At 60.7% G+C, this 19759-nt stretch carries 16 protein-coding genes; 4 read left to right on the top strand and 12 right to left on the bottom strand.

From position 1 onward, the window contains the following. Nucleotides 1–50: 50 nt before the first annotated feature. The 9 genes from bamA to rpsB form a co-directional block, all read right to left on the bottom strand. On the bottom strand, nucleotides 51–2387 hold the full coding sequence (gene bamA / locus OPV09_RS13305) for an outer membrane protein assembly factor BamA (RefSeq protein ID WP_219328429.1): 2337 nt from the start codon (nucleotides 2385–2387) through the stop codon (nucleotides 51–53). Between the two features lie 83 nt (nucleotides 2388–2470). Then, nucleotides 2471–3832 (bottom strand): RIP metalloprotease RseP, encoded by a 1362-nt coding sequence (gene rseP, locus OPV09_RS13300; protein WP_072453997.1) that lies wholly within the window; start codon nucleotides 3830–3832, stop codon nucleotides 2471–2473. After that, nucleotides 3829–5013, bottom strand: coding sequence for a 1-deoxy-D-xylulose-5-phosphate reductoisomerase (gene ispC / locus OPV09_RS13295; RefSeq protein WP_338682070.1), 1185 nt, complete (start codon nucleotides 5011–5013; stop codon nucleotides 3829–3831). Before ispC ends, rseP begins: the two co-directional genes overlap by 4 nt. A gap of 8 nt (nucleotides 5014–5021) precedes the next feature. Then, the gene (locus tag OPV09_RS13290; protein ID WP_070304011.1) at nucleotides 5022–5855 is read right to left on the bottom strand and encodes a phosphatidate cytidylyltransferase; all 834 of its coding nucleotides are present in this window, start codon (nucleotides 5853–5855) and stop codon (nucleotides 5022–5024) included. After that, nucleotides 5855–6622, bottom strand: coding sequence for a polyprenyl diphosphate synthase (gene uppS / locus OPV09_RS13285; RefSeq protein ID WP_034752255.1), 768 nt, complete (start codon nucleotides 6620–6622; stop codon nucleotides 5855–5857). Before uppS ends, OPV09_RS13290 begins: the two co-directional genes overlap by 1 nt. Nucleotides 6623–6721: 99 nt before the next feature. Further along, nucleotides 6722–7282 (bottom strand): ribosome recycling factor, encoded by a 561-nt coding sequence (frr, locus tag OPV09_RS13280; RefSeq protein WP_034752256.1) that lies wholly within the window; start codon nucleotides 7280–7282, stop codon nucleotides 6722–6724. 302 nt (nucleotides 7283–7584) lie between these two features. Next, complete coding sequence (pyrH, locus tag OPV09_RS13275) at nucleotides 7585–8301, bottom strand: UMP kinase (RefSeq protein WP_034752258.1); 717 nt, start codon at nucleotides 8299–8301, stop codon at nucleotides 7585–7587. Between the two features lie 148 nt (nucleotides 8302–8449). After that, on the bottom strand, nucleotides 8450–9361 hold the full coding sequence (gene tsf, locus OPV09_RS13270; RefSeq protein WP_034752260.1) for a translation elongation factor Ts: 912 nt from the start codon (nucleotides 9359–9361) through the stop codon (nucleotides 8450–8452). 158 nt (nucleotides 9362–9519) lie between these two features. After that, on the bottom strand, nucleotides 9520–10272 hold the full coding sequence (gene rpsB / locus OPV09_RS13265) for a 30S ribosomal protein S2 (protein ID WP_010397614.1): 753 nt from the start codon (nucleotides 10270–10272) through the stop codon (nucleotides 9520–9522). A gap of 398 nt (nucleotides 10273–10670) precedes the next feature. On the opposite strand from rpsB, the gene map reads away from it, so the two are divergent. The 4 genes from map to OPV09_RS13245 all read left to right on the top strand — a co-directional run bounded on the left by map (nucleotide 10671) and on the right by OPV09_RS13245 (nucleotide 15775). After that, the gene (gene map, locus OPV09_RS13260; RefSeq protein WP_034752375.1) at nucleotides 10671–11483 is read left to right on the top strand and encodes a type I methionyl aminopeptidase; all 813 of its coding nucleotides are present in this window, start codon (nucleotides 10671–10673) and stop codon (nucleotides 11481–11483) included. Nucleotides 11484–11517: 34 nt separating this feature from the next. After that, nucleotides 11518–14085 carry a [protein-PII] uridylyltransferase gene (locus tag OPV09_RS13255; protein ID WP_338682068.1) on the top strand — a complete coding sequence of 856 codons (2568 nt, stop codon included), beginning with the start codon at nucleotides 11518–11520 and terminating at the stop codon, nucleotides 14083–14085. Between the two features lie 41 nt (nucleotides 14086–14126). Next, a complete protein-coding gene (locus tag OPV09_RS13250; protein ID WP_034752263.1) occupies nucleotides 14127–14876 on the top strand; it encodes a pseudouridine synthase in 750 nt (249 codons plus the stop codon). Between the two features lie 134 nt (nucleotides 14877–15010). Continuing rightward, nucleotides 15011–15775 (top strand): flagellar brake protein, encoded by a 765-nt coding sequence (locus OPV09_RS13245; protein WP_080698590.1) that lies wholly within the window; start codon nucleotides 15011–15013, stop codon nucleotides 15773–15775. Nucleotides 15776–15954: 179 nt separating this feature from the next. Here OPV09_RS13245 and def read toward each other — a convergent pair whose 3' ends face one another. The 3 genes from def to ligA are packed head-to-tail and all read right to left on the bottom strand — an operon-like array spanning nucleotide 15955 to nucleotide 19757. Then, nucleotides 15955–16491, bottom strand: a complete 537-nt coding sequence (gene def / locus OPV09_RS13240) for a peptide deformylase (RefSeq protein ID WP_034752265.1) — start codon at nucleotides 16489–16491, stop codon at nucleotides 15955–15957. Continuing rightward, a complete protein-coding gene (gene galU / locus OPV09_RS13235; protein WP_034752268.1) occupies nucleotides 16488–17381 on the bottom strand; it encodes a UTP--glucose-1-phosphate uridylyltransferase GalU in 894 nt (297 codons plus the stop codon). The genes def and galU overlap by 4 nt, the downstream gene beginning before the upstream one ends. A 24-nt stretch (nucleotides 17382–17405) precedes the next feature. Continuing rightward, nucleotides 17406–19757 carry an NAD-dependent DNA ligase LigA gene (gene ligA, locus OPV09_RS13230; protein WP_338682064.1) on the bottom strand — a complete coding sequence of 784 codons (2352 nt, stop codon included), beginning with the start codon at nucleotides 19755–19757 and terminating at the stop codon, nucleotides 17406–17408. Nucleotides 19758–19759 lie beyond the last annotated feature (2 nt).

The raw sequence follows: 19759 nt of genomic DNA, 5'->3' as shown, positions 1-19759 counted from the left end.
TACTCCATGGTCAAAAAGTAAAAGCTGTCGCCCCCGTTCAGATGGCCCGGTCAGAAACCGGTGCCCATCTGGAACTGGAAGCGCTCCAGGCGGTCCGTCGGCTTGGCGTTCAGCGGCTTGGCGTAGCTCAGCTTGAGCGGGCCCACCGGCGAAATCCAGCTGATGCCCAAGCCAGCAGAATAGCGCAATTGCGACAGACGCATTTTTTCGCCTTCCTGGTAGACCTGGCCGCCGTCAAGGAAACCGAACCAGCGCAAGCTGCGGTCATTGCCCGAACCGGGGAATGGCATCTGCAGTTCCGCGTTCGCGATCAGGCGCGAAGCGCCGCCCAGTGCATCGTTGGTACTCGGTTCGACCGCGCCCAGCGAGGAACTCAGGTAGCCGCGCACCGAACCGATACCGCCGCCGTAGAAGTTCTTGAAGACCGGATAGACGTGATTGCCGATGCCGTGGCCGTAATCGAGCTCGCCCTTCAACGCCAGGGTGACTTTGCTGAACAGCGGACGGAAATACTGGTGCTCATAAATGGCACGGAAGTATTTCTGGTCGCCGATCAGGTCAGCCTCCAGGTTGACGCGCTGGTAGCGGCCGATCGATGGCGTCAGTGCGCTGTCGCGGCTGTCGCGCTGCCATGCCGCCGTCAGCGGGATGGAATTCGTCGTGGCCGAACCGATACCGTCGGACGGGCCGCCATTGTCGACCACGTACTGCTTGAAGCGGATCGGGCTGGTGACGTCGGTTTCGATGCGCGAACGCTCGGCGCCGATGCCGAAGAAGACGGTGTCGACTTCCGAGAACGGCACGCCGAAACTGACGCGGCCACCGGTCTGCTTGATCTTGTAGCTGCCGATGTTCAGCGCCGGCGGTTCCGTCGTACGCAGGTAGACTTCAAAGCTGCGCGAAATGCCATCGTCCGTGTAGTACGGATTGGTCTGCGAAAACGCGATCGTGCGGCTGTAATGGCTGGTATTGAGTTCGATGCCGACCGTGTTGCCGCTACCGGCGAAGTTGGCCTGCGAAATCGATGCCGACAGCGTGAACTTCTCCGATTGCGAGAAGGCGCCGCCGATCAGGAAGTTACCGGTTGGTTTTTCCACCACCGTCACGTTGACGTCGACCTGGTCGGTCGTGCCCTGCGCTTCCGGCGTGTCGATGGTCACATCCTTGAAGTAGCCGAGACGGTCGACACGGTCGCGCGACAGCTTGATCTTGTTGCTGTCGTACCAGGACGATTCGAACTGGCGGAATTCGCGGCGGATGACTTCATCGCGCGTGGTGGTGTTGCCGGCGATATTCATGTGGCGCACGTAGACGCGCTTGCCCGGGTCGATGAAGAAGGTGAAGCCGACTTCATGCTTTTCGCGGTTAATTTCCGGATTGGCGTTGACGTTGGCAAACGCATAGCCGAACGTGGCCAGGCGGTCCTGGATACGCTTGTTCGTGGCCGTCAGGCGTGCGCCCGAGTAGATGTCGCCTTCGCGCATCAGGTTCAGCGCTTTCAGTTCTTCTTCGCGGCCGAACATCTCGCCTTCGAACTTGGTGCCGGCGATCTTGTACTTCTCACCTTCGGTGATGTTGATCGTCAGGTAGATATCTTTTTTATCGGGCGTGATCGACACTTGCGTCGAGTCGACCTGCATCTCGATATAGCCGCGGTCCAGGTAGTAGGACTTGAGCGACTCGATGTCGCCCGTCAGCTTGGTCTTCGAATACTGATCGGCCTTGGTATACCAGCTGAACCAGCCGCCCGTGTTCAGGGCCAGCTGCTCGCGCAGTTCCTTGTCCGTGAAAGCCTTGTTGCCGACGATGTTGATCTGCTTGATGCGGGCCACGTCGCCCTCGTCGACGGCGAACACCACGTTGACGCGGTTACGCTCGATCGGCGTGACGGTGGTGGTGATCTTCACGCCGTACAAGCCATGCGACAGGTACTGCCGCTTGAGTTCCTGTTCCGCGCGGTCGACGGACGCCTTGTCGAAAATCTTGGCTTCACCGACGCCGATTTCCTTCAGCGCCTTGACCAGCACGTCCTTTTCAAATTCCTTGGTCCCGGTAAATGCCACGGAAGCGATGGCCGGGCGTTCCTCGACCAGCACCACCAGCACGTCGCCATCGGCTTCCAGGCGCACATCCTTGAACATGCCCGTCGCATACAGGGCCTTGATGGCGGCAACGCTCTTCTCGTCGGAGAACGTTTCGCCGACCCGCACCGGCAGGTAGGCAAACACGGTGCCCGCTTCAGTACGCTGGATCCCTTCGACCCGGATGTCCTTGACAGTAAATGGCTGGACGGCCAGCGCATGGCCGGAACAGAAGGCCATGACGGCGGCGCCGATCAGGGTGCGGCGAAAGGAAGGCAAGGCAAAACGAGCAGAATGTAATTTCATTGGGGTTATTCAATGGGTAAATCAATGGACAACATACACAAAAGATTGCTTGTGCGACTCACGCAATGGCATCAACCACCGCCCTAATTCAGCAATCGCAACACGTCATTAAAGACGGCAAGCACCATCAAGGTCAGCAACAAACCGATCCCCAGGCGCTGGGCAATCTCGCCTACGCGCTCCGGCAAGGGGCGTCCGGTCAAAACTTCCAGCGAATAATACAGCAAATGCCCGCCATCCAGAACAGGAATGGGTAGCAAATTCATCACGCCCAGACTGATACTGATGAAGGCGATGAAGCTCAGGTAGCTTACCAGGCCGATGCGCGCCGTCTGGCCCGCGTAATCGGCGATGGTAATGGGCCCCGTCACATTCTTCAGCGACACCTGGCCGGTGATCATCTTGCCCAGCATTTTCAGGCTCATGACACTGGTATCCCAGACCTTGGCGGACGCCTTGCCCACGGCAGAAAACGGTCCCGATGCCACGGTGATCATATCCGGCACCTGTCCCAGCTTTGCTTGTATCTTACCAACTGTTACAGCTCCCTCCGCCCCGGCGCCCGGCATGGCGTCCGGCGTAATGGGCAGGGTGAGGTCCTGCCCCTGGCGCAAGAGCTGCAATTGCAAGGTCTTGCCCGGCGCCTGGCTCAGGGTGGCAATGACGGCCGCCACGTCGTGCACGGGCTGGTCGTCGATGGCGAGAATCTGGTCGTTTTTCTGCAGGCCGGCACGCGCGGCGGCGCCATCGGGCATGATTTCCATCAGCGTGGGCGCGGAACGGGCCAGGGTCAGACCCAGCTTGCCCAGCACGTCGCCTTCCAGGTCCGTCTCCGTCAGGCTGGCCGTCGGCAACGTCGCTTCCTGCTGGCCACGGTCGGGACGGCGCACTTCGATGCGCGCCGGCTGCTTGTCGAGGGTGGCCTGGATCAGTTCCCAGCGCAGCTCGGACCAGCTGGCCACGGCCTTGCCGTTGACTGTTTCAACGGTATCGCCGCTGCGCAGGCCGGCCGCATAGGCGGCAGTCTGTTCGGCCACGGGGCCGAGTTTACTCGACGGTTCTTCGATGCCATGCATGAACAGACCCGCGTACAGCACGATGGCGACGAGGAAATTGGCCAGCGGGCCGGCGGCCACGATGGCGATGCGGCGCCACACGCTCTGGCGCGTGAACTCGCGGCGCAATTCGCTTTCCGGCAAATCGCTGAGGTCTTGCGCGCGGCTGTCGAGCATGCTCACATAGCCGCCCAGCGGCAATGCGGAAATCGCCCATTCCGTCTGGTCCTTGCCAAACTTGCGCGAATACACCACTTTTCCCATGCCGATCGAGAAACGCAGCACCTTCACGCCGCACCAGCGCGCCACCAGGTAGTGGCCCAGCTCGTGTAGGGTAATCAGTGAACCGAGCGCGACGATAAAAGCCAGCAAGGTGGTGATGAGCGTCATGCAGCCAGCCTTTGGGCAATGTACGCTTGCGCGGCCGCTCTGGCCAGGCGGTCCTGCTCCATCACGGCTTCGATGCTGGAAGCGGCGCCGTGCGGCACCGTCTCGATCACGTGCGCGATGACCCGGTCGATCTGGCGGAAGCCGATCCGTTCGTCAAGAAACGCTTGCACGGCCACTTCATTGGCCGCGTTGAGCAGGGCCGGCGCCGTGCCGCCCGCGCGCAGGGCGTCAAACGCCAGTGCCAGGCAGGGGAAACGGCGGAAATCGGGACGTTCGAACTGCAGGGTGGCCACTTGGGCCAGGTCCAGCTGCGCCACGCCGGAAGCGATGCGCTGCGGATACGCCAGCGCATGGGCGATCGGCGTGCGCATGTCCGGATTGCCCAGCTGGGCCAGCACGGAACCGTCGATGTAGGACACCATCGAATGGATCACGCTTTGCGGGTGGATCAGCACTTCGATCTGGTCGGCCGGCGCGCCGAACAGCCAGTGCGCCTCGATCACTTCCAGGCCCTTGTTCATCATGGTGGCCGAATCGACGGAAATCTTGCGCCCCATGGCCCATGTCGGATGCTTGCATGCCTGGTCCGGCGTGACCGCGTCGAGCGTCTCGACGTCGCGCGTGAGGAAGGGACCGCCGGATGCCGTCAGCACGATTTTCGCCACGCCCGCGGCGCCTGGCGCGCGGCCATGCGCATGCGGCATGCATTGGAAGATGGCGTTGTGTTCGCTGTCGATCGGCAGCAGCACCGCGCCGCTGTCATGCACGGCATCGATGAACAGCTGACCGGACATGACCAGCGCTTCTTTATTGGCCAGCAATACTTTCTTGCCAGCACGCGCTGCCGCCAGGGTGGGCGCCAGGCCGGCCGCGCCGACGATGGCCGCCATCACGCCCGTCACCTGCGGCGCGCTGGCGATGGCGCACAGGGCTTCCACGCCATACTCGACTTCCGTAGACACGCCCTGCCCGCGCAGCAAGCGCGTCAGTTCAAGGGCCGCGTCCGCCGTGCCGACGACGGCGCGCTGGGGACGAAATTGCAGGCACTGGGCGGCCAGTTCGGCCACGCGGCTGTGCGCGCTCAGCGCATATACGCTGTATTGCTCGGGATGACGTGCGAGCACGTCCAGGGTGGACACGCCGATCGAGCCGGTCGCGCCAAGGATGGTGATGTATTGCATGAGTTTCCTTAAAGCCAGCTGGCCACGAGGGCGGCAAATGGCAGGACCGGGATCAACGCGTCGATACGGTCGAGTACGCCGCCATGGCCAGGCAGCAGGTTGCTGCTGTCCTTGATGCCGGCGCGGCGCTTCAATTGGGATTCGAACAGGTCGCCGACGATGCTGGCGGCGACGATCAGCAACAGCACCAGCAAGGCCACGAGCCAGCCGCGGCGCAATTGCAGCTGCACGGCGAAGGTATCTTGCAAGACCGGCAGCGATGGCGCGGCGATAATCGTGATGGCAGAGATGAGCAGCACGGCGATACCGCCGCCGATGGCGCCTTCCCAGGATTTACCTGGGGAAATACTTGGCGCCAGCTTGCGCTTGCCGAACGCCTTGCCCGAGAAATAGGCGCCGATATCGGCGATCCACACGAGGGCCATGACGGACAGCAGGTACAAAGGACTATGCAGGAACAGGGCGATGATGGCAACGAAGCAGCCAACGATGGTCACCGGGTACACGAGGCTGAGCAAGGTATTGCCCAGGCCTTCGGTGGGCGGCAAGCCCGTCGCCAGCGAAGGCACGAAGCGGATCAGCCAGATGGCCACGCACAGGGCGAACCAGAAATTGAGCTGCGCCATGCCGTTACCGACAAAGAACGTATACGCGAAGGCGGCAGTCCAGATGGCGGCGATCAGCAGCGCCTGGCGATTCTTGAAGATGCGGAAGCTTTCCCAGACGGCGGCGCCGAAGAACGCCGTGGCGATCACGGCGAAGGCGGGGAAATAATTCAGATACAGAACGGGCAGCAAGACCGCCAGGAGGACCAGGGCGGTGATTATCCGTGTTTTCAGCATCAGTTTGTCTTTTCAGTTAATTGCGCGCTGGTACGGCCAAAGCGCCGTTCGCGCTGCTGGTAAGACGCGATTGCCGCGTCGAGGCACTCGTCATTGAAGTCGGGCCAGAAAGTCTCGGTGAAAAACAACTCAGTGTACGCCAGTTGCCACAGGAGGAAATTGGAAATGCGCTGTTCGCCGCCCGTGCGGATGAACAGGTCGGGCTCGGGCGCGTAGGCCATGGCCAGGTGCGGCGCCAGTTGCTCTTCCGTGTAAGCGTGCCCGGCAGGCTGGCCATTGGCGCCAGCCTCGGCCGTCATTTTATTGACTGCCTGCATGATGTCCCAACGGCCGCCATAGTTGGCGCAGATGGACACCGTCAGGCGCGTGTTGTTCGCCGTCTTGCGCTCCGCATTGGCGATCAGGGTTTGCAGCTCTCCGTTGAAGCGCGACAGATCGCCCACCACCTTCAGGCGGATGTCGCTGGCATGCATCTTGACCACTTCGCGTTCCAGCATGGTGACGAACAGGCGCATCAGCATCGACACCTCTTCTTCCGGACGGCGCCAGTTTTCCGAGCTGAAGGCAAACAGTGTCAGGTATTCGACGCCGCGTTCGAGGCAGGTCTCGACGACACGGCGCACGGTATCGGCGCCCTTGACGTGGCCGGCCACGCGCGGCAGGAAGCGCTTGGTTGCCCAGCGGCCATTGCCATCCATAATGATTGCCACATGGCGCGGCACCGTGCCCACCTCAGGTACTGCCGTTGTCGAACTCGAATAGATCATGAAAACACGAATACCAAAAATAAAAGATAACTATTATGCTCCAAATAGCACTGCCCGGAAAAGCCATGCTTTCCCGGGCAGCGTCAAAAGGACTGAAAACTAGACCGTCAGCACTTCTTTTTCTTTGTCGACAACCATCTTGTCGATGTCGGCAATAAACTTGTCCGTCAGCTTCTGCACTTCTTCCGACGAGCGGCGCTCATCGTCCTCGGAGCAGGCTTTTTCCTTGACCAGCTTCTTCAGCGACTCGTTCGCATCGCGGCGAATGTTACGCACGGCAATCTTCGCGTCTTCCGCTTCGCTCTTGACCAGTTTGACCATTTCCTTGCGGCGCTCTTCCGTCAGCGGCGGCGTCGGAACGCGGATCAGGTCGCCCTGTGCCGATGGATTCAGGCCCAGGTCGGCGTCGCGGATGGCTTTTTCGATGGTCGAGGCCATTTTCTTTTCATACGGCTGCACACCGATGGTGCGCGCGTCGATCAGGGTCACGTTGGCAACCTGGGTCAGCGCCGTCGGCGAACCGTAGTAGTCGACCATCACGTGGTCCAGGATACCCGTATGGGCGCGGCCGGTACGCACTTTGGCCAGGTCGGCACGCAGTGTTTCCAGCGATTTCGTCATGCGTTCCTGGGCATTCTTTTTAACGTCAGCTAAGGACATTACTGTACTCCTGTAGTGACGCCTGTCAAAACCTGCTGCGCGTCGGCATTTGCGGCCTGTGATGCTCACCGTACCTTCGTACGCTTGCGCTTCTCAGCCACAACTCCCTTCCGCTCGCGACGGTTTTGTCAGGCGTTGTTAGTGATAAATTAATCTTGCAATTACATCCATATAACGAGCGGCTGGCGCCCGTCAAGAGTGCCGAAAACCGTTCAGGGCAAGGCGCAGCGCCGAAGGCAGTACGAATAGTACGGCGAGGCGCTGCAACGCAGCCATGGACGGTTTCTCGGTGCTCCTTATTTCTATACGTGAACCAGCGTGCCTTCATCTTCGCCCATGATGACGCGCATCAGCGCGCCTGGCTTGGTGATCGAAAACACCTTGATTGGCAGTTTCTGGTCGCGGCACAGGGCGAAAGCGGTGGCGTCCATCACTTGCAGGTGCTTGGCGATGGCGTCGTCGAACGTAATCGTGTGGAACAGGGTGGCGTTCGGATCCTTCTTCGGATCGGCCGTGTAGACGCCGTCGACCTTGGTGGCCTTCAGGACGATCTCGGCGCTGATCTCGGAACCGCGCAGGGCGGCTGCCGTGTCGGTGGTGAAGAACGGATTGCCGGTACCGGCGGCGAAGACGACCACTTTACCTTCTTCCAGGTATTGCAGGGCTTTCGGGCGGACGTACGGCTCGACCACTTGTTCGATGCCGATGGCCGACATGACGCGCGCGGTAATGCCGACGTGGCGCATGGCATCGGCCAGGGCCAGTGCATTCATCACGGTGGCGAGCATGCCCATGTAATCGGCGGTGGCACGGTCCATGCCTTGCGCGCCAGGCGCGACGCCACGGAAGATATTGCCGCCGCCAATCACGATTGCCAGTTCCACACCCAACTTCGCCACCTCGGCCACATCGGCCACCATGCGCTCGATCGTGGCGCGGTTGATGCCGTAGGGATCATCGCCCATCAGGGCTTCGCCGGACAACTTGAGGAGGACGCGCTTGTAGGCTGGTTTTGACATGAGCTGGGGCTCCATAAATGAGGTTATTCGAGTATGACATGGCGCAGCGCCTTGCAGCGCCGGATAGGCGGGAGGAAGCTGCCCATGCCGCCGCCCGGCACGACAGGTGCGGGCGGGCCAAAAAAACGGGCCTCTCGGCCCGCTTTACTTACGCTCCCTGGGAGGCAGCCATCTGTGCTGCGACTTCTGCTGCGAAGTCGTCTTGCTTCTTCTCGATGCCCTCGCCCACTACGTACATGGCGAAACCTTTGACGCTGGTGTTAGCCGCCTTCAGCATTTGCTCAACCGACAGCTTGTCGTTTTTCACGAAAGCTTGGTTCAGCAGGGAAACTTCTTTCAGGAACTTCTGTACGGAACCTTCCAGGCGCTTGGCCAGGATTTCCGGCGATTGCGCTGGCTTGCCTTCGGCGGCCGCTTTGGCTGCGTCTTCTTCGGCTTTCAGTTGTGCAACCGAACGCTCTTTTTCGATCAGTTCCGCTGGAACTTCGTTCGACGACAGCGACACTGGCTTCATGGCAGCGATGTGCATGGCCACGTCTTTGCCCACTTGCTCATCGGCGCCGTCGAATTCGACGATCACGCCAATGCGCGAACCGTGCAGGTACGAAGCCAGCTTGGCGCTGGTTTCGAAACGCTGGAAGCGGCGGATGGTCATGTTTTCGCCGATTTTGCCGATCAGGGCAGCGCGCACGTCTTCCAGGGTCTTGCCATCGAGTGGCAGGGCCAGCAGGGCAGCTACGTCAGCCGGGTTGTGTTCCGCTACCAGACGGGCAGCGTTGTTGGCCAGTGCCAGGAAATCGTCGTTTTTCGCAACGAAGTCGGTTTCCGAGTTCACTTCGACCAGGGCGCCTACGCCGTTGGCGATGTAGGTTGCCACGACGCCTTCAGCGGTGATGCGTGCCGATGCCTTCGATGCCTTGCCGCCCAGTTTGACGCGCAGGATCTCTTCCGCACGAGCCATGTCGCCTTCGGCTTCGGTCAGTGCTTTTTTGCATTCCATCATTGGTGCGTCGGTTTTGCCGCGCAATTCGCCTACCATCGCTGCTGTAATCGCTGCCATGTGTTTCTCCTGATTCGGTGAGTCGATAGTCGCGGCCGGGCATGCATGCCTCGCCAGCGGTCACTATCGTTTTTTTGTTAAAAAAAAGGGGGAGCTGCTGCCACCCCTTTTCCCTTACTGCTGTGCTTACAAACGGCTATCTTGCGATAGCCTGGCCATTAAGCCTGTTCGTTAACTTCGACGAATTCGTCGCCAGCGGCTGCTTTAACCATTTCAACAACTTCGTTACCGGCAGCTGCACGGCCTTCGATGATTGCATCAGCAACACCGCGAGCGTACAACATGATGGCTTTCGAGGAGTCATCGTTACCTGGGATCACGAAGTTCACGCCTTCTGGGGAGTGGTTGGTATCGACAACGCCGATGACCGGGATACCCAGTTTAGCTGCTTCGGTGATCGCACCTTTGTGGTAGCCGACGTCGACGACGAAGATTGCGTCAGGAATGCCGCCCATGTCCTTGATGCCGCCGATCGATTTTTGCAGCTTGATCATTTCGCGGGAGAACATCAGCGCTTCTTTTTTCGACAGCTTCTCGATCGAACCGTCTTCGATCATCACTTCCATGTCTTTCAGACGCTTGATCGAGGTTTTGATCGTTTTGAAGTTGGTCAGCATGCCGCCCAACCAACGTTGATCAACGAAAGGCACGCCAGCGCGTTGTGCTTCAGCAGCGATGATTTCGCGAGCTTGACGCTTGGTGCCAACCATCAGGATGGTGCCACGGTTTGCAGCCAGTTGACGCACGTGCTTCATTGCGTCCTGGTACATCGCCATGGTTTTTTCCAGGTTGATGATGTGGATCTTGTTGCGATGGCCGAAGATGAACGGTGCCATTTTTGGATTCCAAAAACGGGTTTGGTGACCAAAGTGGACACCGGCTTCCAGCATTTCGCGCATTGTTACGGACATTATTAACTCCAGGGTTGGGTCTGGAATCCGATCAGTCACCATACAGGCACCCTTGTCGACCGGATTCGCGTGTTTATATAAATTAAAGACACTGTTTTACTGCATTGCTTAAAAGAGAATTCAAGCAACCCGGGATTCTACACTGAAATGCCTGCCGCATCAAGTCCGCGCCGCAAATCGCGCGCCCGGCGGAAACACCCAGCGCACCACCATGGTGCAAGGCGTGGCCGCGTCGCCTTTTCATCCGCCTTCTCCCCACAATCCCCTTCCGGCCATAGGAAGGAGGCGGCGGAATGAGGGCGCCTCGTTTATAATTTCGACATATTTGCAGACTTTTCCCGTACAGCAGGAATCGTCTGTGCTTTTCACCTGAATTCTTGCAGATTGCGAATTACACCATGTCCACCATCCGTATCAATACCGCCGCCGACATCGAAGGCATGCGCATTGCCGGCAAGCTCGGCGCTGAAGTGCTCGACTACATCACCCCGTTCGTCAAGGTCGGCGTCACGACGGGCGAACTGGACCGCCTGTGCCATGAATACATGGTCAACGTGCAAGGCACCATCCCTGCCCCGCTGAACTACTGCCCGCCCGGCTACACGCCTTACCCGAAAGCCATCTGCACCTCCGTCAACGACGTCATCTGCCATGGCATTCCCGGCGACAAGGTCCTGAAAAGCGGCGACTCCGTCAACCTCGACATCACCGTCATCAAGGATGGCTACCACGGCGACAACAGCCGCATGTTCCTTGTCGGCACGCCGACCATCCTGGCCAAGCGCCTGTCGGAAATCACCTATGAATGCATGTGGCTGGGCATCGACCAGATCAAGCCGGGCGCCCACCTCGGCGATATCGGCCATGCCATCCAGCAGCACGCCGAGAAAGCCGGCTACAGCGTGGTGCGCGAATTCTGCGGCCACGGCATCGGCAAGGTCTTCCATGAAGAACCGCAGGTATTGCATTACGGCAAACCAGGCACCCTCGAGCGCCTGGAAGCGGGCATGATTTTCACCGTCGAACCGATGATCAACTCGGGCCGCCGCGAAATCCGCGAAATGAACGATGGCTGGACCATCAAAACCAAGGACCGCAGCCTGTCGGCGCAATGGGAACACACGGTGCTGGTGACGGAAACGGGCTATGAAGTGCTGACCGTCTCGCCCGGCATGCCGCCACCGCCCGCCTTGATCCTGAACAAAGCCTGATCTTCCATCCCACGCACCGCCACCCAGGGCCCAGATGAAAAAGCAAGTTCGGGAACAGCTGAAACAGCAACTGAAAGCCGACCGCCAGGTCGTCATTACGGCCTTCCAAGCCGACGGCAAGCCTGAAAAACTGCTGCGCAGCCTGCGCCACAGCGTCGACGGCGTGCTGGCGCGTGCCTGGCAGGAAGCGGGCTTGCCGCCCGGCACTGCCCTGGTGGGCGTGGGCGGCTATGGCCGCGGCGAACTGTTTCCGTATTCCGACGTCGATCTGCTGATCCTGCTGCAACAGGCGCCGGACGCCGCCACGCAGGAAAAGCTCGAGGAACTGGTGCAACTGCTGTGGGACCTGGGCCTGGAAATCGGCCACAGCATCCGCACGGTCGATGAATGCATGGTCGAGTCGAAGGCCGATATCACCGTCCAAACGAGCTTGCTCGAAGCGCGCCTCGTGTGCGGCAACGCGGACCTGTTCGCGCAATTGCAGCAACGCTATGACGCGGCCATGGACCCGCAGGCCTTCTTCCAGGCAAAAACAGCGGAAATGCGCCAGCGCCATGCCAAATATGAAGACACGGCTTTCAGCCTGGAACCGAATTGCAAGGAAAGCCCGGGCGGCCTGCGCGACCTGCAGGTCATCCTGTGGGTGGCCAAGGCGGCCGGCCTGGCGAACTCGTGGCGCACCCTGGCCACGAGCGGCCTGATCACCCTGACGGAAGCGCGCCAGCTGATGGAAAAGGAGCGCGCCTTCAAGGATATCCGCGTGCGCCTCCACCTGCACGCGGGACGGCGCGAAGACCGCCTCGTGTTCGACGTGCAGACGGCGATCGCCGAATCGCTGGGCTTGCAGGCGACGGGCAGCGGGCCGCACATGCGCCGCGCCAGCGAATTCTTGATGCAGCGCTACTACTGGGCCGCCAAGACGGTGACCCAGCTCAACACGATTTTGCTGCAAAACATCGAAGCACGGCTATTTCCGCAAGACGACGTGGCCGTGCCCATCAACGAGCGCTTCAACGAAGTCAACAGCCTGATCGACATCAGCGCCGACGACACGTTCGAACAATATCCGTCGGCCATGCTGGAAATTTTTGTCCTGATGACGGAGCGCCCGGCCCTGAAGGGCATGACCTCGCGCGCCACGCGGGCCCTGTGGCATGCGCGCTTCAAGATCGACGCCGCCTTCCGCCTGGACCCCGTCAACCGCGCCCTCTTCCTGCGCATCATGCAGGCGCCTGTCGGCATCATCCATGCGCTGCGGCGCATGAACGAGATGAGCATCCTGGGGCGCTACCTGCCGAATTTCCGCCGCATCGTGGGCCAGATGCAGCACGACCTGTTCCATGTGTACACGGTCGACCAGCACATTTTGATGGTGGTGCGCAACATGCGCCGCTTCACCATGAGCGAACACGCACACGAATACCCGTTCTGCAGCCAGCTGATGGCCGACTTCTCGCAGTCGTGGCTGCTGTACGTGGCGGCCCTGTTCCACGACATCGCCAAGGGCCGCGGCGGCGACCACTCGAAGCTGGGCGTGGCCGACGCCACCCAGTTCTGCCAGGACCACGGCCTGTCGCAAGAAGACACGGAACTCGTGGCATTCCTTGTAGAAAATCACCTGACCATGTCGCAAGTGGCGCAAAAGCAGGACTTGTCCGATCCCGACGTCATCGCCGCCTTTGCGAAAGTGGTCAAGGACGAGCGTCATCTGACGGGCTTGTACCTGCTGACGGTGGCCGACATCCGCGGCACCAGCCCGAAAGTGTGGAATGCCTGGAAGGGCAAGCTGCTGGAAGACCTGTACAAGATCACCCTGCGCGTGCTCGGCGGCGAGCCGCACACGGCCGACCGCGAGCTGAAAAACCGCCAGCAGGAAGCGCTGGCCACCCTGCGCCTGTACGGCTTGCCGCCCGATGCGCACCTGAAACTGTGGCAGCAGCTGGACGTGGCGTATTTCCTGCGCCACGACGCGTCCGACATCGCCTGGCAGACGCGCTCGCTTTATGACAAGCTCGACAGCAAGTTGCCGGTGGTAAAATGCCGGCTGGCGCCCATCGGCGAAGGCTTGCAGGTGGCCGTGTACATTCCCGACCAGCCCGACCTGTTCGCGCGCATCTGCAGCTATTTCGACCGCAAGAATTTCAGCATCCTCGACGCGAAGATCCACACGACGAAAAACGGCTATGCGCTCGATACCTTCCTCGTCACCGAACAGAATTTTGCCAAGAGCTACCGCGACATCATCAGCCTGATCGAGCATGAGCTGGGCGAGCTGCTGCAGTCGCAAACGCCGCTGCCGCCGCCGGGCAAGGGACGGCTGTCGCGCCTGTCACGCACCTTCCCCTTCCAGCCGACCGTGGATTTGCGGCCCGATGAGAAGGGCCAATACTATTTGCTGTCGGTGGCGGCCAACGACCGCACTGGCCTGCTGTATGCGATCGCCAATGTGCTGACCAAGTACCGCATCAACTTGCACACGGCCAAGATCATGACCTTGGGCGAGCGGGTCGAAGACGTCTTCCTCGTCGACGGTCCCGCGCTCAACAATGCCCGCAACCAGATATTGCTGGAAACCGATTTACTCGATGCGCTGAAAGTGTAAGCTTTCCGCGCAACGCCTACCCTTACTGAAACTGAAACAACATGACCGAAGAATTATTACGCTTGTCCAAACGCATGTCCGAACTGGGCCTGTGCTCGCGCCGCGAAGCCGATGAATGGATCGCCCGCGGCTGGGTCCGCGTGGATGGCAAGGTGGTGTCCGAGCTGGGCAGCAAGGTCTACCCGAGCCAGAGAGTCACCGTGGAACGCCAGGCGGCGGCCGAGCAATCGAAGCGGGTCACCGTGCTGATCAACAAACCGGTCGGCTACGTCAGCGGCCAGGCCGAAGACGGCTACACGCCCGCCGTGGCCCTGATCAAGGCGGAAAACCGCTGGGCGGAAGACCGCAGCCCGGAACAGTTCCACCCGACCCAGCTGCGCAGCCTGGTGGCCGCCGGCCGACTGGACATCGATTCCGTCGGCTTGCTGGTCTTGACGCAGGACGGCCGCGTGGCCAAGCAGCTGATCGGCCACGATACCGACATCGACAAGGAATACCTGGTGCGCGTGAGCTACACCAAGGGCGGCACCCTGCCCGACAGCGAACTGAAAAAGCTCAACCACGGTCTGTGGCTCGATGGCAAACCGCTGCTGCCGGCCAAGGTGCGCTGGCAAAACGAAGACCAGCTGAGCTTTACCCTGCGCGAAGGCAAGAAACGCCAAATCCGCCGCATGTGCGAAGCCGTGGGCCTGAAAGTGCTGGGATTGAAACGCGTGCGCATCGGCAAGGTCAAACTGGGCGACTTGCCAACGGGACAATGGCGTTACCTGAGCGCTGACGAGCAATTCTAAGCGCCCGCCTGGCATGCCAGGTCACATAAGCAACAGGAATATAGTGATATAAAATCAATTATTGTGATTTACTTAGTAAATATTGCCTTAAACCTATACACTATTCCCCATTAGAACAGAAGAGATACGCTGTCGTGAACGATCCCATTCCCAATCCCCTGCGCAAGGGCGCGCCCAGTCTGGCTGACGTGGCCGAGCCGATGGCTCCCGGCACCAAGCCGCACCATATGAGCGATCCATGGGATATCGGTGAAACCCTGTGCAGCCTGGCTGACAACGGCGACGCCATTTCCATCTACCCGGCAGGCGGCGAAGACGTCATCCTGGCGCGCATCCTGTCCGTCGATGACGACTTGCCGCAATTCGTGCTGGAACTCAATGAAGGCGCGACCCTGCCAGACGGTGCCGCCACGTTTGTGTCGTGGGTGCAAAGCGCCAAGCTGCAATTTACCATCAATGGCGAATGGCAAGCGTATCCCGACCGTCCCAACGTCTACCTGACGAACTTCCCCAGTCATTGCCTGGTGCTGGAACGGCGCGAATCGACGCGCCTGGAAACGCCGCTGGGCGTGTACTACCTGGCCGCCTTCGTGCTCGAGGGGCGTCCGTATGAGCTGCAGCTGTACGATTTCTCGGCCGGCGGCATCGGCATGCGCGCCCATCCGCGCGACACGGTCGGCCTGTACGTGGGCCGCAAGCTGTCGCGCGTGCGCCTGGAACTGGGGCCGAACAAGGTCATGATCGCCGACCTGGAAATCCGCCTGTCGCGCACCTTCCGCTCCTTCCTGCTGGGCGAACAGGTGCAGATCGGCTGCCGCTTCCTGAACCTGACGGAAGCCATGGAAGATGAATTGAAAGCCTTGCTCGATAACCTGGGCAGCAGCCGCAAGGTGCGCTAGGTTTGCTTCACATATAAAAATGGCCGCCCAGCTGATTGCTGCGCGGCCATTTTTTTTGTTTGATAGTCACAAGTACGAGGTGCCTGAAAAACGCTCAGGGCAAGGCGCATTGCCGAAGACAGTACGAATAGTACGGCGAGGCAATGCAACGCCGCCATGGGCGTTTTCTCAGGTGCCGATCAGTCGTCGTCGTTCGGGTCCAGGTCCGGAAACATCACTTCCGTATAGCCGAACTGCGTAAAGTCGACGATACGCATCGGATACAGAATGCCGTGCAAATGGTCCACTTCATGCTGTACCACGCGCGCATGGAAGCCGTCGCAGTCGCGGCTGATGGGCTGGCCGAACTGGTCCACTCCTTCGTAGTGCAGTTCGCTCCAGCGCGGCACGCTGCCGCGCAAGCCGGGCACGGACAGGCAGCCTTCGAAGCCCTCTTCCTTGCGTTCAGACAAGGGCGTCAGCACAGGGTTGATCAGCACGGTTTCCGGCACTTGCGGCGCGTCCGGATAGCGCAGATTTTGCTTGAAGCCGTAGATCACCAGCTGCAGGTTGACGCCGATCTGCGGCGCCGCCAGGCCCGCGCCATTGGCTGCATGCATGGTGTCGAACATGTCGGCGATCAAGGCATGCAGTTCGGGCGTATCGAATTCACGCACGGGCTCGGCCATCCGCAGCAGGCGCGGATCGCCCATCTTGAGGATTTCACGTACGGTCATTTTGCTTCCAGTGCCGATTGCAGTTCTTGCAGGTAGGTGCGGAAGGCCGCACCCGTTTCCGGATGTTTCATGCCCATTGCCGTCGTGGCCTTCAGATAACCCAGCTTGGAGCCGCAATCATAACGCTGCCCCTGGTAGCGGTAAGCGAGCACGCGCTCTTCGCGCATCAGGGCGGCGATGCCGTCCGTCAGCTGGATCTCGCCGCCGGCGCCCGTGCCGATATTTTCCAGGTGATTAAAGACACGGCTGGTCAGCACATAACGGCCCACCACGGCCAGGGTCGATGGCGCTTCTTCGGGCGAGGGCTTTTCCACGATGGCCGAGACCAGTTCCAGATCGGGCTGATAATTCTTTGCCGACACGATACCGTACTGCTTGGTTTCCGCGCGCGGCACGTCCTGCACCGCCAGCAGCGAGCAATTTTCATACTGGAAGACATCGGTCATCTGCGCCAGCACGGGGCGCACGCCCTCTTCCACATCCATGAAGTCGTCGGCCAGCAAGACGGCAAACGGCTCGTCGCCGATCACGGGACGGGCACACAGCACGGCATGCCCCAGGCCCAGCGGCGCCGACTGGCGGATGTAAATGCAGTTGATATGCTTGGGAATGACGTTTTGCACCATCTCGAGCAACTGGCGCTTGCCGGCCGCTTCCAGTTCCGACTCGAGCTCATAGGCCGTATCGAAATGGTCTTCGATGGCGCGCTTGTTGCGGCCCGTAATGAAGATCATTTCCGTGATGCCCGCCGCCACGGCTTCTTCCACCGCGTACTGGATCAATGGCTTGTCAACGATGGGCAACATTTCCTTCGGTTGCGCCTTGGTCGCAGGCAAGAAACGGCTGCCCAGGCCGGCGACGGGAAAGACTGCTTTTCTGATTTTTTTCATGGGTCTTCTGTAATATTTAAATGATTAGTCTTGCGCGAGCAAGGCCAGCAAACCAGCCTCGTCGAGTATGGCCACGCCCAGTTCCTGGGCCTTGGCCAGCTTGCTGCCAGCATCCGATCCGGCCACGACATAACCGGTTTTCTTCGACACGGAACCGCTGACCTTGCCGCCGGCCGCCTCGATCAGCTCCGCAGCTTCGTCGCGGCTCATGTTGGGCAACGTGCCCGTCAAGACGAAGGTTTTGCCGTCCAGCTTGCCGCCAGCGGCTGGCATTTCAGGCAATTGTGACATTAATTCATTTCGCAGGGCGTCCAGTTGACCAAGCAGCTTGACATTGCTCTCATCGGCCAGCCACTGCGCCAGCGCTTCGGCCACGGCAGCCGGCAAGCCCGCGTGGAAGCTGGCGCCTTGCGCCGCCAGGCTGGCCAGGGTGACGCCCCGCTCCACCAGTTGCTTGCTGCGCGGCTCCGTCAGTTTCGGGATGCAGATGGCCGCCAGCAATTTGGTTTCCTCAAGCTGCGTGCGCAGCTTGGCGCTAGGCGCGTGTTCGCCCTGCGGCGTGACGCCAGCGTCCAGCAATGCCTGCAGCGCCTGCTGGTTCTTTTCTTCGGCGAAGAAATCGGCAATCGATTCCGCCACTGTACCGCCGATGTCGGGCAGCACGCGCAGCAAGGCCGCTGGCGCTTGCCGCACATAGGCCAGGCTGCCCAGCCACTCGGCCAGAGTCTTCGCCGTCGATTCGCCCACGTGACGGATGCCCAGCGCGAACAGGAAACGTTCGAGCGGCGGGCGCTTGCTCGCCTCGATGCCGGCCAGCAGGTTTTCCGCCCACTTGGTGGGAATCTTGCCTTGTTGCACTGTTTCCGGCGTCGAACCGTCACGTTCGTCGGCACGCAACTTCATTTCCAGCAATTTATCGAGGGTCAGGCTATACAGGTCAGCCAGGCCATGCACGTATTCGAGTTCGACCAAGGTATCGATATAACGTTCCCCCAGGCCTTCGATATCCATCATGCGGCGGCCCGCGAAATGACGGAACGCTTCCTTGCGCTGCGCCGAGCAGAACAGGCCGCCCGAGCAGCGGGCAATCGCTTCGCCCTCTTCGCGCACCACGTGCGAGCCGCAGACGGGGCATGCTTCGAGCATCTTGAACGGCAGCGGCGCAGGTTCCGGGCGTTTTTCCAGTACCACGCTCAGCACTTCAGGAATGACATCGCCGGCACGGCGCACGACGACGGTATCGCCCACGCGCACATCCTTGCGCAGCACTTCATCTTCATTGTGCAAGGTGGCGTTGGTCACCGTCACGCCGCCCACGGAGACGGGCGCCAGGCGCGCCACGGGCGTCATGGCGCCCGTGCGGCCCACCTGGATATCGATGCCCAGCACTTGTGTCAGCGCCTCTTCGGCGGGAAACTTGTGCGCCAGCGCAAAACGCGGTGCGCGCGAGACAAAACCCAGCTCCTGCTGGTCTTCCGTCGCGTTCACCTTGTAGACGACGCCGTCGATTTCATACGGCAAGGCGGGGCGGCGCGCGCCGATATCGGCGTAGTAGGCCAGCAAGCCCTGCGCACCCCGCACCACCTTGCGCTCTTTTGACACGGGGATGCCCAGGGTCTCGTACCAGTCCAGCAAGGCCGAATGCGAGACCGGCATGGCGGCGCCATCGAGGGCGCCGATGCCGTAGGCATAGAAACGCAGCTTGCGCTGCGCCGTGATGCGCGAATCGAGCTGGCGCAGGCTGCCGGCGGCCGCATTGCGCGGGTTGGCAAATTCCTTCTGCCCTGCCTCGCGCTGGCGTTCGTTCAGGCGGGCAAAATCGCCCTTGAACATCATGACTTCGCCGCGCACGTCGAGCAAGGCTGGAATCTTGTCGCCATGCAGGCGCAGCGGGATGCCGGAAATCGTGCGGATATTCGCCGTCACGTCCTCGCCCGTGGCGCCGTCGCCGCGCGTGGCCGCCTGCACGAACAGGCCGTTTTCATAGCGCAGGTTGATGGCCAGGCCATCGAATTTCACTTCGGCCGCATACGCGACGTCCTGCGCATCGAGGCCCAGGCCTTCGCGCACTCGGCGGTCAAAATTGACGATATCGTCATCGGAAAAACCATTGCTCAGCGACAACATCGGCACCGTGTGCGTGACTTGCTCGAATTGCGGCAACGGTGCCGCCCCCACGCGCAAGGTGGGCGAATCGGGCGTGCGCAAGTCGGGATGGGTCGCTTCCAGCACCTGCAGTTCGACAAACAGCTTGTCGTACTCGGCGTCGGGGATGGTGGGATTGTCGAGCACGTGGTAGGCGTGCAGATGCCGATTGAGTTCGGCCGTGAGTGCCAGGACGCGGGCGGCGGCGTCCTGGTTGATCGGATCAGTCATTG

This window comes from Janthinobacterium sp. TB1-E2, assembly GCF_036885605.1.
GTDB lineage: Bacteria > Pseudomonadota > Gammaproteobacteria > Burkholderiales > Burkholderiaceae_D > Janthinobacterium > Janthinobacterium aestuarii.
The sequence above is the reverse complement of the archived record's forward strand: the minus strand, read 5'-3'. Positions and strand labels throughout refer to the sequence as shown.

Bases quoted from the DNA above. Each gene is read 5' to 3' on its own strand.
- def (WP_034752265.1), bottom strand. From the start codon at position 16,491: ATGACCGTACGTGAAATCCTCAAGATGGGCGATCCGCGCCTGCTGCGG.
- pyrH (WP_034752258.1), bottom strand. From the start codon at position 8,301: ATGTCAAAACCAGCCTACAAGCGCGTCCTCCTCAAGTTGTCCGGCGAA.
- galU (WP_034752268.1), bottom strand. From the start codon at position 17,381: ATGAAAAAAATCAGAAAAGCAGTCTTTCCCGTCGCCGGCCTGGGCAGC.
- tsf (WP_034752260.1), bottom strand. From the start codon at position 9,361: ATGGCAGCGATTACAGCAGCGATGGTAGGCGAATTGCGCGGCAAAACC.
- OPV09_RS13250 (WP_034752263.1), top strand. From the start codon at position 14,127: ATGACCGAAGAATTATTACGCTTGTCCAAACGCATGTCCGAACTGGGC.
- bamA (WP_219328429.1), bottom strand. From the start codon at position 2,387: ATGAAATTACATTCTGCTCGTTTTGCCTTGCCTTCCTTTCGCCGCACC.
- OPV09_RS13255 (WP_338682068.1), top strand. From the start codon at position 11,518: ATGAAAAAGCAAGTTCGGGAACAGCTGAAACAGCAACTGAAAGCCGAC.
- ligA (WP_338682064.1), bottom strand. From the start codon at position 19,757: ATGACTGATCCGATCAACCAGGACGCCGCCGCCCGCGTCCTGGCACTC.
- ispC (WP_338682070.1), bottom strand. From the start codon at position 5,013: ATGCAATACATCACCATCCTTGGCGCGACCGGCTCGATCGGCGTGTCC.
- rseP (WP_072453997.1), bottom strand. From the start codon at position 3,832: ATGACGCTCATCACCACCTTGCTGGCTTTTATCGTCGCGCTCGGTTCA.
- rpsB (WP_010397614.1), bottom strand. From the start codon at position 10,272: ATGTCCGTAACAATGCGCGAAATGCTGGAAGCCGGTGTCCACTTTGGT.
- map (WP_034752375.1), top strand. From the start codon at position 10,671: ATGTCCACCATCCGTATCAATACCGCCGCCGACATCGAAGGCATGCGC.
- uppS (WP_034752255.1), bottom strand. From the start codon at position 6,622: ATGATCTATTCGAGTTCGACAACGGCAGTACCTGAGGTGGGCACGGTG.
- OPV09_RS13290 (WP_070304011.1), bottom strand. From the start codon at position 5,855: ATGCTGAAAACACGGATAATCACCGCCCTGGTCCTCCTGGCGGTCTTG.
- frr (WP_034752256.1), bottom strand. From the start codon at position 7,282: ATGTCCTTAGCTGACGTTAAAAAGAATGCCCAGGAACGCATGACGAAA.